Raw genomic sequence first — 14,209 nt, 5'->3', positions numbered from 1 at the left:
GATCAGCCGGTGACGCGTTCAATGACGGCGGGGCCGCGAACGGGCGAAGACCCGAGTGCATAGGCCTGGCGCAGGGCGACTGCGGCGGCCTCGGCCTGAGCCTCGGTGCGGGCGTAGACGACGCCGAGCGGGCGGCTTGCGTCGACAGTCTCGCCGAGGCCGGCCAGCGTGGTGAAGCCGACGGCGTGGTCGATCGGATCGGCGGCGCGCACACGGCCACCGCCCATGGCGACGACCGCGACGCCGATGGCGCGGGTGTCGATGGCGGTGATGGTGCCGGAGGTCTCGGCGTGGATCGGCCTGACGATGGCCGGACGGTCCAGATAGCTGTCGGCCTTCTCGACGAAGTCGGCGGGACCGCCGAGGGCGGCGACCATGCGACCGAAGATTTCTGCCGCCTTGCCGGAGGTGAAGGCCGTCTCGATGGCGGCCTTGGCGCTGGCGTAATCGGGCTGCAGCTTGCCGAGCACCAGCATTTCCGCCGAAAGCGCGACGGTGACGTCCCACATGCGCGGGTCGATGCGCTTGCCGGTGAGGAAGTCGACGGCGAGCTGCACTTCCACCGCGTTGCCGGCGGCGGTGCCGAGCGGCTCGTTCATGTCGGTGATGACGCCGACGGTGGGCAGGCCGGCGCCGTTGGCCACCTTGACCAGGCTGTCGGCGAGCGCGCGCGACGCGTCGAGAGTGGCCATGAAGGCGCCGGTGCCGGTCTTGACGTCGAGGACGAGGCCATGCAGGCCGGCGGCGAGCTTCTTGGACAGGATCGAGGCGGTGATGAGGTCGATGCTCTCCACCGTGCCGGTGACGTCGCGGATGCCGTAGAAGCGCTTGTCGGCGGGCGCAAGATCGGCGGTCTGGCCGATGACGGCGCAGCCCATTTGCCTGACCACCTTGCGGAACAGGGCGTTGTCGGGCTGGGTCTGGTAGCCCTTGACCGAATCCAGCTTGTCGAGCGTGCCGCCGGTGTGGCCAAGTCCGCGGCCGGAGATCATCGGCACATAGCCGCCGCAGGCCGCAATGGCCGGCGCGAGCATCAGCGAGACGGTGTCGCCGATGCCGCCGGTCGAATGCTTGTCGAGCGCGGGACCATTGAGGTCGGACCAATCCAGCACGGTGCCGGAATCGCGCATGGCGAGCGTCAGCGCCACGCGTTCCTCAATGGCCATGCCACGGAAGAAGGTGGCCATGGCGAAAGCGGCGACCTGACCTTCCGTGACGGTGCCCGCGGTGAGGCCCTCGACCATGAAGGCGATTTCGGGTGCAGTCAGCGTCGCACCGTCGCGCTTGCGGCGGATGATTTCCTGGGGGAGATAGGTCATCTTGTTCTTCTTGCTTGCGGCCTTTTTAGCAACGCATCCCTGATGCCGAGGCATCGGCGCGTTGATTTCATTTCGAATGTCTCATGGGCGTCTGGGCGTGAGACATTCGAAGGCGGAATACCAACCGCCTTTTTCAAAGACGGTTGGTATTGAGCCGGCTTTCCTCATGCACCATAGGCCGCGATGACGCGCGGCAGGATCTTCTTGAGCTTTTCGGCGCCCTTGGGGCCGTTTTCCTTGGTCTCGAGATGGCTGATCTCGTTGCCGGTCATGCCGGCGGCGAAGTTGGTCACCGTCGAAACGGCAGCAACTTCAAGGCCGTAGTAACGGGCGAGAATGACTTCCGGCACCGTGGACATGCCCACGGCATCGGCGCCGAGGATGCGCGCCATGCGGATCTCAGCCGGCGTCTCGAAGGACGGGCCGTTGAACCACATGTAGACACCGCTGCCGAGCTTGATGCCTTCCTCAGCGGCGGCGCTCTTGAACAGGCCCTGCAGGCGCAGGTCATAGGCCTGGGTGAGGCCGACGAAGCGCTGGTCGCCCATTTCGCCGATCAGCGGGTTGGTGCCGGCATAGTTGATGTGATCGGTGATCAGCATCAGTTCGCCCGGACCGATGTCCGGATTGAGGCCACCGGCGGCATTGGTGAGAATGACGCCCTTGCAGCCGAGGGCCGCCAGCGTCTCGATCGGCGTCTTCATCACCTTGGGGTCGCCGTGCTCGTAGAAATGACCGCGGCCGGAGAGGACGGCGACGGGAACGCCGGCCACCTTGCCGACGATCAGTTCACCCTTGTGGCTCGACACGGTGGATATGGGGAAGCCGGCCAGCTCGGAGAAGGGAATGCGGACGGCGCCTTCGACGGTGTCGGCAAAGTCGCCGAGGCCGGAACCGAGCACGAGGCCGATCACCGGCTTGATGGCGGTGCGGGCCTGAACGAGGGCGGCGCATTCGGCGCCATGGCTGAGGGCGGACATGTCAGGTCTCCAGAACGAAGCCGGCCGGCAAGAGCTCGGCCATGGTGAAATGCTGGCTGGCACCGTCGGGGTCGGCGGCCCAGATTTCGGTCGAGGGCGAGGCGGCGAACTCGCTGAGCCGCTGGCGGCAGCCGCCGCAGGGCGTGCAGAAGCGTCCGCCGGGCACGCGCTCATGATCGATGCGGGCAGCGATCACCACTGCCTTGACGATCTTGCGCGCGCCACCCATCACCAGATGGCCGATGGCGGTGGTTTCGGCGCACCAGCCTTCCGGATAGGCGGCGTTCTCGATGTTGCAGCCGGCGTAGATGTTGCCGTCGTCGGCGAGGAGCGCGGCGCCCACATGATATTTCGAGTAAGGGGCGTGCGCCTTGGCGCGGGCGGCGGCCGCGGCGGCGAAGAGGCGGTCGAAATCGCTCATTTCAGCGTTCCTTCACATAGGGCACGCCGCCGGCCTTGGGCGCATTGGCCACGCCGATGAAGCCGGCGAGCAGGATGCAGGTGAGGATATAGGGCAGGGCCTGGAAGATCTGCACGGGCACCTCGCCGATGCCGGGCACCTTCTTGCCCTGCATGAAGTTGGCGAAGGCGTCGAGGAAGCCGAACAGCAGGCAGGACAGCATGATTGGCACCGGCCGCCACTTGGCGAAGATCAGCGCGGCGAGCGCGATATAGCCCTTGCCGGCGGACATGTTGGTGATGAAGCTCGCCGACTGGGCAACCGCCAGATAGGTGCCGGAGAAGCCGCAGAGGATGCCGGCACAGATGGTGGCGCGGTAGCGCAGCCAGGTGACGGAAATGCCGGCGGTGTCGACGGCGCCCGGATTCTCGCCGACCGCGCGCAGGCGCAGGCCGAAGCGGGTGCGGTAGAGGATCCACCAGCTGAGCGGCACGGCAGCGAAGGCCAGATAGGTGAGGATGTTGTGGCCGGAAATCACGTTGGCGTAGAAATGGCCGATGACACCCATGTCCCTGGCCGCTTCCGCGCCCGGCAGGACGATCTCGCCGAAGCGGGCCGAGGCGCCAAGCGGCGGCGTGCGGCCGCCCTGGCTGAACCAGGCATTGCCCAGCACGGCGGTGAGGCCGGCTGTGACGAAGTTGATGGCCACGCCCGAGACAATCTGGTTGCCACGGTTGGTGATGGAGGCAAAGCCATGCACCAGGCTGAAGGCGACGGAGACGCCGACGCCGGCGAGCAGGCCGATCCAGGGCGAGCCGGTGCCATAGGCGGCGACCGCCGAGGCGAAGGCGGCGGCGAGCATCTTGCCTTCAAGACCGATGTCGAAGATGCCGGCCCGTTCGGAAAAGAGGCCGGCAAGGGCGGTGAACAGCAGCGGGATCGACAGGCGAATCGTCGAGCCCAGCACCGAGATCAGGAGATCGAAGTAAGCGACATCCATGTGTGGGCTCCTCAGGCTTTGACGAATTTCTGGTAAGCCCGCACCATGGCCGGCCGGAACATGTATTCCAGCGCGCCGGCGAACAGGATGACGAGGCCCTGGATCACCACGATCATGTCGCGGGTGATGTTGGGCATGTCGAAGGAGAGTTCGGTGCCGCCCTGATAGAGCACGCCGAACAGGATCGAGGCGAGGATGATGCCGAAGGGGTGATTGCGGCCCATCAGCGACACGGCGATGCCGACGAAGCCGGCGCCGCCGACGAATTCCACCTGCAGGCGCTGCGACTGACCCATCACCACGTTGAGCGCCATCATGCCGGCCATGGCACCCGACAGCAGCATGGCGACGATCACCGTGCGCGAGTAGGGAATGCCGGCATAGACGGCAGCCGAAGGCGAGATGCCGAGCGTGCGGATCTCGTAGCCGAGCTTGGTGCGCCAGATCAGCACCCAGACGACGAAGCTCATCACCAGCGCGATCAGGAAGGACACGTTGAAGGGCGCCGCGCCGATCTTGCCGCCGAACAGGGCAATCAGCCAGCCAAGGTCAGGCAGGGTGCCGCCCGGCAGGAAGGTGCGGGTTTCCGGCGCCATCTTGCCCGGCACGATCAGCACGTTCACCAGCAGGTACACCATCAGCGCCGAGCCGATGAAGTTGAACATGATGGTGGTGATGACCACGTGGCTGCCGCGCTTGGCCTGCAGCCAGGCCGGAATGAAGGCCCAGGCGGCGCCGAACAGGCCGGCGCCGATCACCGCGAAGGGCATGGTCACGTACCAGGGCACGTAATTATCAAGCGCGAGCGCCACCAGCGCGCAGCCGAGGCCGCCGAGATAGGCCTGGCCTTCCGAGCCGATGTTGAACAGGCCGGCGTGGATGGCGACGGCCACCGACAGACCCGTGAAGATGAAGTTGGTGGCGTAGAACAGCGTGAAGCCGATGCCTTCGCCGCGGCCGAGCGCACCCTGCAGCATCAAGGTGACGGCTTGGATCGGGTCTTCGCCGATGAACCAGACCACAAGGCCTGAGATGAGGAAGGCAACCACCAGATTGATGAGCGGCAGGAGGCCGTAGGTGATCCAATTGGGCAACGGGACCGATGCAGTACTCAAGATGACCTCACGCGGCAATGCCGGCCATCATCAGGCCGAGGGTCTGTTCGCCGGCATCCGCGGTCTTCTCGCCGACGATATGGCCGGCGAACATCACGAGGATACGGTCGGAAAGGGAGCGGATTTCGTCGAGTTCCACCGATACCAGCAGGATGGCCTTGCCGGCATCGCGCATGGAAATGATGCGGCGGTGGATGAACTCGATGGCACCGACGTCGACGCCGCGGGTGGGCTGGCCCACCAGCATCAGGCGCGGATCGCGCTCGATCTCGCGGGCGACGACGATCTTCTGCTGATTGCCGCCGGAGAAGTTGGCGGTCTTCAGATGCGGGTTCGGCGGGCGAATGTCGTATTTCTCGATCTTGGCGATGGCGTCCTTCTCGACGGCCTTCAGATCGAGCATCGGGCCGCGGCCATATCTGGCGTCGCGGTGATAGCCGAGGATGGAGTTTTCCGCTTCGTCGAACTTGAGGACCAGGCCCATGTGATGGCGGTCTTCGGGGATATGGGCGAGGCCGAGTTCGCGCAGGCGGGCCGGATCGACCTTGTCGATGGGCTTGCCGTCGATGAGGATCTCGCCCGCATGCGGCTTGCGGATGCCCGAGAGCGCTTCGAGCAGCTCGGACTGGCCATTACCGGCGACGCCCGCTATGCCGACGATCTCGCCGGCGCGCACGTCGAAGGAGACGTTGTCGACCATGGTGACGCCGCGCCCGTCCTTGACGGTGAGGTTCTTCACCGACAGGACGATGGCGCCCGGATTGGCTTCGCCCTTGTCGACGTGCAGCAGCACGCGGCGACCGACCATCAACTCGGCCAGTTCCTCGACGGTGGTCTGCGAGGTCGTGCGCGTGGCCACCATTTCGCCGCGGCGCATGACCGAGACGGTGTCGGTGATGGCCATGATCTCGCGCAGCTTGTGGGTGATCAGCAGGATGGTCTTGCCCTGGTCGCGCAGCATGCCCAGGATCTTGAACAGGTGATCGGCCTCGGCCGGGGTCAGCACGCCGGTGGGCTCGTCGAGGATCAGGATGTCGGCGCCGCGATAGAGCGCTTTGAGGATTTCGACGCGCTGCTGCAGGCCGACGGGAAGTTCCTCGATGATGGCGTCCGGATCGACTTCGAGGCCATAGTCTTCCTCGAGGCGCTTGAGCGCACTGCGGGTATGGCTCACGCCCTTGCTGAGCAGCGCGCCGCCTTCGGCGCCGAGCATGATGTTCTCGAGGACGGAGAAATTCTCGACCAGCATGAAATGCTGATGGACCATGCCGATGCCCGCGGCGATGGCCGCCTGGCTGTCCTTGATGTGGACCGGCTGGCCGTTGACGCGGATCTCGCCGCTGTCGGCCTGGTAGAAGCCGTAGAGAATCGACATCAGGGTCGACTTGCCGGCGCCGTTCTCTCCGATGATGCCGTGGATCGAGCCCTTGGCAACTGTCAGATCGATGGTCTTGTTGGCATGCACGGCACCGAATTTCTTGTCGATGCCCTTGAGTTCAATGGCAGGCAGTGAGGACACGGCGGAGGCTCCGGACTGTCGTCAGGATATGAAAAAGGGCGCATGGCGGAAAAGGAAAGGTCCGCCATGCGCCCGGGTCACTAGATCAGGTCACTTCGGGCAGGCGTTGTCCGACATGTAGTCGTGCACCTTGACGGTGCCGGCGGCGATGTCCGTCTTGGCCTTCTCGACGGCGGCCTGGATGTCGGCCGTGATCAGAGGCTTGTTGTTGTCGTCCAGCGCCCAGTCGACGCCGCCTTCCTTGACGCCCAGCACCTGCAGGCCAGTCGAGAACTTGTCGTCCTTGACGTCGGTGAAGGCGTTGTAGACGGCGAGGTCGACGTGCTTGACCATGGAGGTCAGCACCGAACCCGGATGCAGGTAGTTCTGGTTGCTATCGACGCCGATCGACAGCTTGCCCTGGTCGGCAGCGGTCTGCAGCACGCCGATACCGGTGGCGCCGGCGGCGGCGTAGATCACGTCCGCGCCCTGGTCGATCTGGCTCTTGGTGAGCTCGCCGCCACGGACGGGGTCATTCCAGGCAGCGCCGGTGGTGCCGGTCATGTTCTGGAAGACTTCGATCTTGGCGTTGGCAGCGCGGGCGCCCTGCTCGTAGCCGCATTCGAACTTGCGGATCAGCGGAATGTCCATGCCGCCGACGAAGCCGACCTTGCCGGTCTTGGAGGCGAGGCCAGCGGCGACGCCGACGAGGTAGGAGCCTTCCTCTTCCTTGAAGACCACCGAGCGGACGTTCGGCTTCTCAACGACGGAGTCGACGATGACGAACTTGGTGTCGGGGAATTCGGCCGAAACCTTTTCAACAGCCGAGGTCCAGGCGAAGGACATGGCAACGACCGGGTTGTAGCCCTTGCTCGCGAAATTGCGCAGAGCCTGCTCACCCTGGGTGTCGTCCTTCGGCTCGAAATCGCGATAGGCGATGCCGGTGTCAGCCTTGAACTTCTCAGCGCCGTTGAAGGCAGCCTCGTTGAAGGACTTGTCGAATTTGCCGCCGGTGCCATAGACAAGCGCCGGCTTGACGTCGCCTGCCAGAGCCGTGCCTGCGAGCATGGAAGCTGCGAAGGCAGCGCTGATCAGAGTCTTGATCATGTTTGAAGCCTCACCCTATTGGAAGGTGCCCATTTCAGGGCTGTTTCGGCGAGAGCGCGTCCCCGTCTTGCGACCCGGCCCCCTCCGAGTGGGGCTAACTAAGCATGGATTGAAGCGAATTGCATCGTCTTTCTTATTAAATTTGACCATCTGGACAATTTTGTTGCACAAAGCCTGCAACTCGGGCTCAGATTGCTTGCGCACGCGGCAAAAAGGGACGGCGCCTGATACAAATACTTATCAGTGCCTCTGGCCTGTGCAAGGAAGAGGCAGTGGCAATACTCGCGGGCGGGCAATTTCGTGGAGGATCCTGCCAATGGTGTCAAAACCGATTCCGCTTCCTGCCAAAAGCGGCTAGAGGATAGCGCTTGTGGCAGGTTGCGCCGCGTCCGGAAGGGCGCGCGTCGTATGGTCTTGCCTGATGCCGACACCGGTTGAATGGAAGTGACAATGGACAGGCCCGCCGTAGCGCTCGTTGCCCATGATGCCAAGAAGGACGAGATGGTTGCCTTCGCGCGTGCGCATGAGGCCCAGCTTTCGACGTTTCGCCTGTTCGCCACGGGAACCACGGGTGGGCGCGTTGCTGCGGCCTGTCCGACGCTGTCGGTCACGCGCCTCAAGAGCGGCCCGCTTGGCGGTGACCAGCAGATCGGCGCGATGATCGCCGAGGGGCGTCTCGATGCCCTGGTGTTCTTTGTGGATCCGCTGTCGCCGATGCCGCATGATGTGGACGTCAAAGCGTTGACCCGCCTGGCCCTCGTCTATGACCTGCCGATGGCGCTCAATCGGGCGACGGCGGAGTTCATGATCGTTTCCAGGGATTTCCTCAGCCGCCGTGCGGCGCCGAGTCCAATTCGTGAATGAAGGTGCTCATGCCTGACAAGCTTTCCGAGATCGCGTTTCCGGTGCTGTTTGCCGACATCGGCGGCACCAACGCCCGCTTTGCCCTGCTGACCGAGCCCAACGGGGTGACGCGCCATTTCGACACGGTGGAGACCCGTGGCTTTGCCACGATCGAGGATGCCATTCAGGCGACTGTGGTGGACAGCGGCGCGGCGCATCCCAAGGCGATGGTGTTCGCCCTTGCCGGCCCGATCCAGCCGGACAGCACGCAGCTGACCAATTGCCCCTGGGTGGTGACGCCGCGCAATCTGATCGCCCGCTTCGGTCTCACCGAGGTGATCCTGTTCAACGATTTCGAGGCGCTGGGGCTGTGCCTGCCCGGGCTCGCCGGCGATGACCTGACGATCATCGGCGATCTGGTGCCGCCGGCGCGTGGAACCAAGGTCGTCATCGGTCCGGGAACGGGCCTTGGGGCGGCCGGTCTCGTGGATGCGGCGGGTCTCTGGGTGCCGGTGCCGGGCGAAGGCGGCCACATCGATCTGGCGCCGGTAACGCCGCGCGACTTTGAGATCTGGCCGCATATCGATCGGCCGACCGGGCGGGTGACCGGCGAGACGCTGATCTGCGGTTCAGGCCTGCTGCGGCTTTATCATGCGGTTGCGGCGACCGATGGCATTGCCTCGGTCTGCTCGACCCCTGCAGAGGTGACCGCGGCGGCCGAGGCCGGCGATCCGACGGCGGTGGAAACCGTGGCGCTGTTTGCCGAACATCTAGGCCGCGTTGCCGGCAATCTCGCACTGACCTTCCTGGCCCACGGCGGTGTCTATCTCGCCGGCGGCATTGCACCGCGCATTGCCCATGTGCTGCGCGAGGGCCGCTTCCGCGCCGCCTTCGAGGACAAGTATCCGCATTTCGGCCTCTTGGCTTCCATGGCGACGGCGATCATCGTGCACGAGCGCCCGGCGCTGGCCGGCCTTGAGGATTTCGCGCGGCGACCGGACAGCTTCGGGCTGCAGCTCACCGACCGGCATTGGCGCGCGTAAGCGGCTCCATGGTGGCGCGCAGGCTGGCGGAGACCTCCGCCGACAGCCGCGCATAGGCGACGTCGGTGCGCAGCGCCTCGTCGCGCCGGCCGAAGGGCACGGCGTGGACGGCGACGATGCGGCCGGGGCGCGGGGCCATGACCGCGATGCGGTCCGACAGGAAGGTGGCCTCCGCGACCGAGTGGGTGACGAAGAGGACTGACGCGCCGAGCTTGGCGCGCAGGTCCAGGAGGTCGGCGTTGAGCCGCTGGCGCGTGATCTCGTCGAGGGCGGCAAAGGGTTCGTCCATCAGCAGAAGGCCGGGACGGTCGACCACGGCGCGGGCGATCGAGACACGCATGCGCATGCCGCCGGAGAGTTCGCGCGGGTAGAGGTCGGCCGCGTCCTCAAGGCCGACAAGATCGAGCGCCGCGCGTACGTCCGCCTCGGCGGCCTTGCGGGACACGCCGGCAAAGCGCAGCGGCAGCCAGACATTGTCGAAGACGGTGGCCCAGGGCATCAGGGTCGGGTCCTGGAAGACAAAGCCGATCTTCGGCTTGCCGCCCGGCCAATCGATGCGCCCGCCGGTGGCCACATCCAGATCGGCGATGAGGCGCAGCAAGGTGGATTTGCCGCATCCCGAGGCACCCAGCAGGCTCAGCACTTCACCCTGCTCAAGATGGAAGCTCGCCTTCTCCAGCGCCAGCACGCCATTGTCAAAGCGGCGCTCAATGGCGTGGGCGACGAGAAGATGCGACATGACCAACCCTTTGCATGCGATCCGCCGGCAGAGGAACCTCTGTCCTGGCGGCTTTTCCTGCCGATTGATGCACCCGATGGCGTGCAGGGGCAAGTCGCGCTCCTGCAAGGCCGCTTCCTGCTTTTCGAGGTTCAGGTCAAGCGGCTTCGCAATTGGCGGGAAACCTGCATAGTGTGATCAGACATATCCATGCCGTCACTGGGAGGACTTCATGCGTCTCTGGATCAAGACCCCGCTTGCCATTCTCGCGACCGGCGCCGAAGGCGGGCTGGTGGTCGAGGATGGGAAGATCGTCGAACATGTCGGCGCCGGGCAGCAGCCCGGCACCGCGGTCGACGAGGTGTTCGATGCCAGCGCGCATGTGATCATTCCGGGGCTCGTGAACACCCATCATCACATGTTCCAGACGCTGACGCGGGCGCATCCGTCGGCGATCAACAAGGAGCTGTTCCCCTGGCTCGAAGCGCTGTTCCCGATCTGGGCGCGCAATGTGACGCCGGAGAACCTGAGGCTCGCCACGCGGCTGGCGCTGACCGAACTGATGCTGTCGGGCTGCACGACCGTCTCCGATCACCAGTATCTGTTCCCGCCCGGGCTCGACGCCGCCATGGACATCCAGGCGGAAGAAGCGGCAGCGCTCGGCATGCGCATGACGCTGACGCGCGGTTCGCTGAACATGACGGTGGAGGACGGCGGCAACGCGATTGCCGGCGCGGTGCAGGACATCGACACCATCCTCTCCGACTGCGAGCGGGTGCTCAATCGCTATCACGACGCCTCGGAAGGGGCGATGCTGCAGGTGGCGCTCGCCCCCTGCGCGCCCTTCAACGTGACCAAGCAGCTGATGACCGAGACCGCCGCACTGGCGCTGAAGCATGGCTGCGGACTGCACACCCATCTGGCCGAGACGCGCGACGAGGTGGTCTATTGCCGCGAGCGCTTCAACTGCACCACGGTTGACTACATCGAGGACTGCGGCTGGCTGACCGAGCGGACCTGGCTCGCCCATGGCATTCATTTCAACGACGAGGAAGTGGCGAGGCTCGGGCGGCACAAGGTGGGCGTCTGCCATTGCCCGACGTCCAACATGGTGCTGGCTTCGGGCATGTGCCGTACCAAGGAACTGGAGGCTGCCGGCGCCAAGGTGGGCCTCGGCGTCGACGGGTCGGCCTCCAACGACAACTCCAATCTGATGGAAGGGGTGCGCCATGCGATGATGCTGAACCGGATCCGCTATGATGCGGCGTCGGTGACGCATTTCGATGCTTTCCGTTGGGCGACCGAAGGGTCGGCCAAATGCCTCGGGCGGGAGGATATCGGGACCCTTGCCGTGGGCAAGCAGGCCGATCTCGCCTTCTATACGCTGGACGAGTTGCGCTTCTCCGGCGCCGGCGATCCGATCGCGGCGCTGGTGCTGTGCGGAGCGACGGCGGCCGACCGCGTCATGATCAAGGGACGCTGGACCGTGGTGGACGGAGCGCCGCTCGGTGTGGACGTGGCGAGACTGCGCCGGGAACACGGGCAGGCGGCGCGCCGGTTCCTGGAAGCGGTGTGAGGCACTGCGCCCAAAAAGGTCGCGAAGCCGTGATTGGCAATGGACGGAGCGCTATGGGTAGTTTTCAGGGCGCTCCGGTTCCAGGAAGGGCGTCCTTGTAGATTTTTGCAGAGCAAATCAAGAGTTGTTCTGATGTGATCACATTCGAACAAAGATGAAACGTTTCCAGGAGCCATATGCGGAACTTCGGATACATTTTGGAGAACGTTCTAACATATTGAGATTATCCATATTTAAATCGACCGTTTGGAACAAAAAGCGAATAGATGAGAACAGGCGACGCACTTTCCACGCCGTTTATCCTGAGGCCGGCGCGCGAATGCGAACAAAGTGTAGAGGATTAGAACGATGGTGGACGGCGTTTCCGTAGCCAGAGATGCGGTCGAGACGCGCAGCTTCAATATCGAGGGAATGACCTGCGCTGCCTGTGCCGCCCGCATCGAACGGGTGCTTCGCAAGACGCCGGGCGTCGCCGACGCGCGCGTGAACTTGGCGCTGGAAAGGGCCGACGTTGCGGCCATCGAGGGCTGCGAGGCCGAGACCATCATTGCTGCCGTCGAGCGTGCGGGCTTCACCGCCGAGCTGCGGGCCGGCGATCCTGTGCTCGCGCGCCAGCAGCGGGAAGCGCGCGAAGCGCAGGAGCGGGTGCGCCATCGCCGGACGCTTGTGATCGTGGCGGTGTCGGCGGCTCTGTCACTGCCCTTCCTTGCGGCCATGGCGGCGATGGCGCTCGGTCTTGCATGGGAACTTGCGCCGCTGACGCAGTTCGTGCTGGCGAGCGGGGTGCAAGTGCTGGCCGGAACGCGCTTTTATCGCGGTGCCTTCAACAGTCTGCGCGGCGGTAGCGCCAACATGGACGTGCTGGTCGCCGTGGGGACATCCGCGGCCTACGGCTTTTCGGTCTATCAACTGATCGCGCTCGGCTCCATGGCGGCCATGGGGCATCTCTATTTCGAGGCTTCCGCCCTGGTGCTGACGCTGGTCATGCTCGGCAAGCTTCTGGAAGAGCGGGCCAAGGCCTCCACGACGCGGGCGGTGCGGGCGCTGATGGCGCTGAGGCCTGAGACCGCCCGCCGGATCTCCCCGTCGGGGGCGGTCGAGCTCGTTCCGGTGACGGCGATCCTGCCGGGCGATCGGGTGCAGATCCTGCCGGGCGAGCGGGTTCCCGTCGACGGCACGGTGAACGAGGGCGCCAGCAGCTGCGACGAAAGCGTGATCTCCGGGGAGAGCCTGCCGGTGTTGCGCAAGGCGGGCGACAAGGTGGTGACCGGCGCCATGAATGGCGAGGGCGCGCTCACGGTGTCCGTGGACGCGGTGGGCGAGGATTCGACCCTGGGCAAGATCACGCGGCTGGTCGAGAATGCCCAGTCGGGCAAGGCGCCGCTGCAGCGTCTCGTCGACCGGATCAGCGCGATCTTCGTGCCGACGGTGGTGGGCGTGGCGGTTCTGACCTTTGTCCTGTGGATGGCGAGCGGGCATGGCTTCGAGCCGGCCATGGCGGCGGCGGTGGCGGTGCTGGTGATCGCCTGTCCCTGCGCGCTGGGGCTGGCGACGCCGACCGCGCTGGTGGCCGGCACGGGAGCGGCGGCGCGCAGCGGCATTCTCATCAAGGACATCGAGGCGCTGGAGCGGGCGGCGCGGGTGAGCGCAGTGGTATTCGACAAGACGGGGACGCTGACCGAGGGGCGGCCGGAGCTCGTTTCGACGGTGCTCGCCGCGGGCACAGAGGAGGCCGAGCTCCTGACGCTGGCGGCCAGCGCGCAGACGGGCAGCGAGCATCCGCTCGGGCGGGCTGTGATCCGGCGGGCGGAAGCGCTCGGCCTGACCGTGAGCCCGGCGAGTGCCGTCACGGCATTGCCGGGGCGCGGGATCGAGGCGACGGTGCAGGGCGTGAATGTTCTGGTGGGCACCGCCAATCTGATGGCGTCACGCGGCATCGACCTGGGTGATCTCGGCGCTGCGGAGGACGCGCTGACGGTGGCCTTCGTGGCGGCGGACGGACGGCTGATCGGCCGGCTCGGCTTTGCCGATCGCTTGCGCGACACGGCGCTGGCGGCGGTGCGGGAGCTGAAGGCGCGCGGGATCAGGACGCTGATGCTGACGGGGGACAATGGCGCTGTCGCAGCCGTTGTCGCCGGACAGCTGGGGCTCGATTCCTGGCGGGCCGGTATTCTGCCCGATGGCAAGTCGTCCGAGGTCGTGGCACTGAGGGCGAGCGGGGAGCGGGTCGCCATGGTGGGGGACGGCGTCAACGATGCGCCGGCACTGGCGGCGGCCGATGTGGGCATTGCCATGGGATCGGGCACGGATGTGGCGATGGAAACGGCGGCCATCACGCTGATGCGGCCGGACCCGCGCCTGGTGGGCGCGGCGCTCGACGTGGCGCGGGCAACGTCGCTGAAGATCCGTCAAAATCTGTTCTGGGCCTTCGTCTATAACGTGGTGGGCATTCCGCTTGCTGCCTTTGGCCTGCTGACGCCGGCGCTGGCGGGAGCGGCGATGGCCATGAGTTCGGTGTCGGTGGTCAGCAATGCCGGGCTGCTGACGCGTTGGAAGCCACGGCTGCCCTGAGGAATTTTGTGCTGAACGCGTGGGTGCCAGGGTTCAAGG

The 14,209-nt window shown here is 65.5% G+C and carries 12 protein-coding genes; 4 read left to right on the top strand and 8 right to left on the bottom strand.

The annotated features are described in order from the left end of the window. Positions 1-2 precede the first annotated feature (2 nt). The 7 genes from deoA to L2I41_RS09775 form a co-directional block, all read right to left on the bottom strand. Entirely contained in the window at positions 3-1,319 is a 1,317-nt protein-coding gene (gene deoA / locus L2I41_RS09805) for a thymidine phosphorylase (protein ID WP_237153367.1), read from the bottom strand. A 164-nt stretch (positions 1,320-1,483) separates the two neighbouring features. After that, complete coding sequence (locus tag L2I41_RS09800) at positions 1,484-2,299, bottom strand: purine-nucleoside phosphorylase (RefSeq protein ID WP_237153366.1); 816 nt, start codon at positions 2,297-2,299, stop codon at positions 1,484-1,486. Position 2,300: 1 nt separating this feature from the next. Beyond that, positions 2,301-2,720: a cytidine deaminase gene (gene cdd / locus L2I41_RS09795; RefSeq protein WP_237153365.1), complete on the bottom strand. Its 420-nt coding sequence runs from the start codon at positions 2,718-2,720 to the stop codon at positions 2,301-2,303. 1 nt (position 2,721) lies between these two features. Then, entirely contained in the window at positions 2,722-3,699 is a 978-nt protein-coding gene (locus tag L2I41_RS09790; protein ID WP_237153364.1) for an ABC transporter permease, read from the bottom strand. Between the two features lie 11 nt (positions 3,700-3,710). Then, entirely contained in the window at positions 3,711-4,814 is a 1,104-nt protein-coding gene (locus tag L2I41_RS09785; protein ID WP_237153363.1) for an ABC transporter permease, read from the bottom strand. Between the two features lie 7 nt (positions 4,815-4,821). Next, positions 4,822-6,333: an ABC transporter ATP-binding protein gene (locus L2I41_RS09780; RefSeq protein ID WP_237153362.1), complete on the bottom strand. Its 1,512-nt coding sequence runs from the start codon at positions 6,331-6,333 to the stop codon at positions 4,822-4,824. Positions 6,334-6,423: 90 nt separating this feature from the next. Then, positions 6,424-7,419 carry a BMP family lipoprotein gene (locus tag L2I41_RS09775; protein ID WP_237153361.1) on the bottom strand — a complete coding sequence of 332 codons (996 nt, stop codon included), beginning with the start codon at positions 7,417-7,419 and terminating at the stop codon, positions 6,424-6,426. 450 nt (positions 7,420-7,869) lie between these two features. Here L2I41_RS09775 and L2I41_RS09770 point away from each other — a divergent pair, with 450 nt between their 5' ends. Continuing rightward, positions 7,870-8,283, top strand: a complete 414-nt coding sequence (locus L2I41_RS09770; protein ID WP_237153360.1) for a methylglyoxal synthase — start codon at positions 7,870-7,872, stop codon at positions 8,281-8,283. 8 nt (positions 8,284-8,291) lie between these two features. After that, positions 8,292-9,305 (top strand): glucokinase, encoded by a 1,014-nt coding sequence (locus L2I41_RS09765; protein WP_237153359.1) that lies wholly within the window; start codon positions 8,292-8,294, stop codon positions 9,303-9,305. Here the strand turns inward: L2I41_RS09765 and L2I41_RS09760 are convergent. Then, entirely contained in the window at positions 9,280-10,044 is a 765-nt protein-coding gene (locus L2I41_RS09760; protein WP_237153358.1) for an ABC transporter ATP-binding protein, read from the bottom strand. The genes L2I41_RS09765 and L2I41_RS09760 overlap by 26 nt on opposite strands. Before the next feature lie 211 nt (positions 10,045-10,255). On the opposite strand from L2I41_RS09760, the gene L2I41_RS09755 reads away from it, so the two are divergent. Together L2I41_RS09755 and L2I41_RS09750 are read left to right on the top strand one after the other, a co-directional pair. Continuing rightward, positions 10,256-11,599 carry an 8-oxoguanine deaminase gene (locus L2I41_RS09755; protein WP_237153357.1) on the top strand — a complete coding sequence of 448 codons (1,344 nt, stop codon included), beginning with the start codon at positions 10,256-10,258 and terminating at the stop codon, positions 11,597-11,599. 348 nt (positions 11,600-11,947) lie between these two features. Then, on the top strand, positions 11,948-14,170 hold the full coding sequence (locus L2I41_RS09750; protein ID WP_237153356.1) for a heavy metal translocating P-type ATPase: 2,223 nt from the start codon (positions 11,948-11,950) through the stop codon (positions 14,168-14,170). The last annotated feature ends 39 nt before the right edge of the window (positions 14,171-14,209 follow it).

The sequence above is a fragment of the Oryzibacter oryziterrae genome, from assembly GCF_021864535.1.
In the GTDB taxonomy this organism is placed as follows: Bacteria; Pseudomonadota; Alphaproteobacteria; order Rhizobiales; family Pleomorphomonadaceae; genus Pleomorphomonas; species Pleomorphomonas oryziterrae.
This window is presented reverse-complemented; position numbering and strand designations above follow the sequence as displayed.

Coding starts and splice junctions, on each gene's coding strand:
- deoA (WP_237153367.1), bottom strand. CDS start 1,319: ATGACCTATCTCCCCCAGGAAATCATCCGCCGCAAGCGCGACGGTGCG.
- L2I41_RS09800 (WP_237153366.1), bottom strand. CDS start 2,299: ATGTCCGCCCTCAGCCATGGCGCCGAATGCGCCGCCCTCGTTCAGGCC.
- cdd (WP_237153365.1), bottom strand. CDS start 2,720: ATGAGCGATTTCGACCGCCTCTTCGCCGCCGCGGCCGCCGCCCGCGCC.
- L2I41_RS09790 (WP_237153364.1), bottom strand. CDS start 3,699: ATGGATGTCGCTTACTTCGATCTCCTGATCTCGGTGCTGGGCTCGACG.
- L2I41_RS09775 (WP_237153361.1), bottom strand. CDS start 7,419: ATGATCAAGACTCTGATCAGCGCTGCCTTCGCAGCTTCCATGCTCGCA.
- L2I41_RS09770 (WP_237153360.1), top strand. CDS start 7,870: ATGGACAGGCCCGCCGTAGCGCTCGTTGCCCATGATGCCAAGAAGGAC.
- L2I41_RS09765 (WP_237153359.1), top strand. CDS start 8,292: ATGCCTGACAAGCTTTCCGAGATCGCGTTTCCGGTGCTGTTTGCCGAC.
- L2I41_RS09760 (WP_237153358.1), bottom strand. CDS start 10,044: ATGTCGCATCTTCTCGTCGCCCACGCCATTGAGCGCCGCTTTGACAAT.
- L2I41_RS09755 (WP_237153357.1), top strand. CDS start 10,256: ATGCGTCTCTGGATCAAGACCCCGCTTGCCATTCTCGCGACCGGCGCC.
- L2I41_RS09750 (WP_237153356.1), top strand. CDS start 11,948: ATGGTGGACGGCGTTTCCGTAGCCAGAGATGCGGTCGAGACGCGCAGC.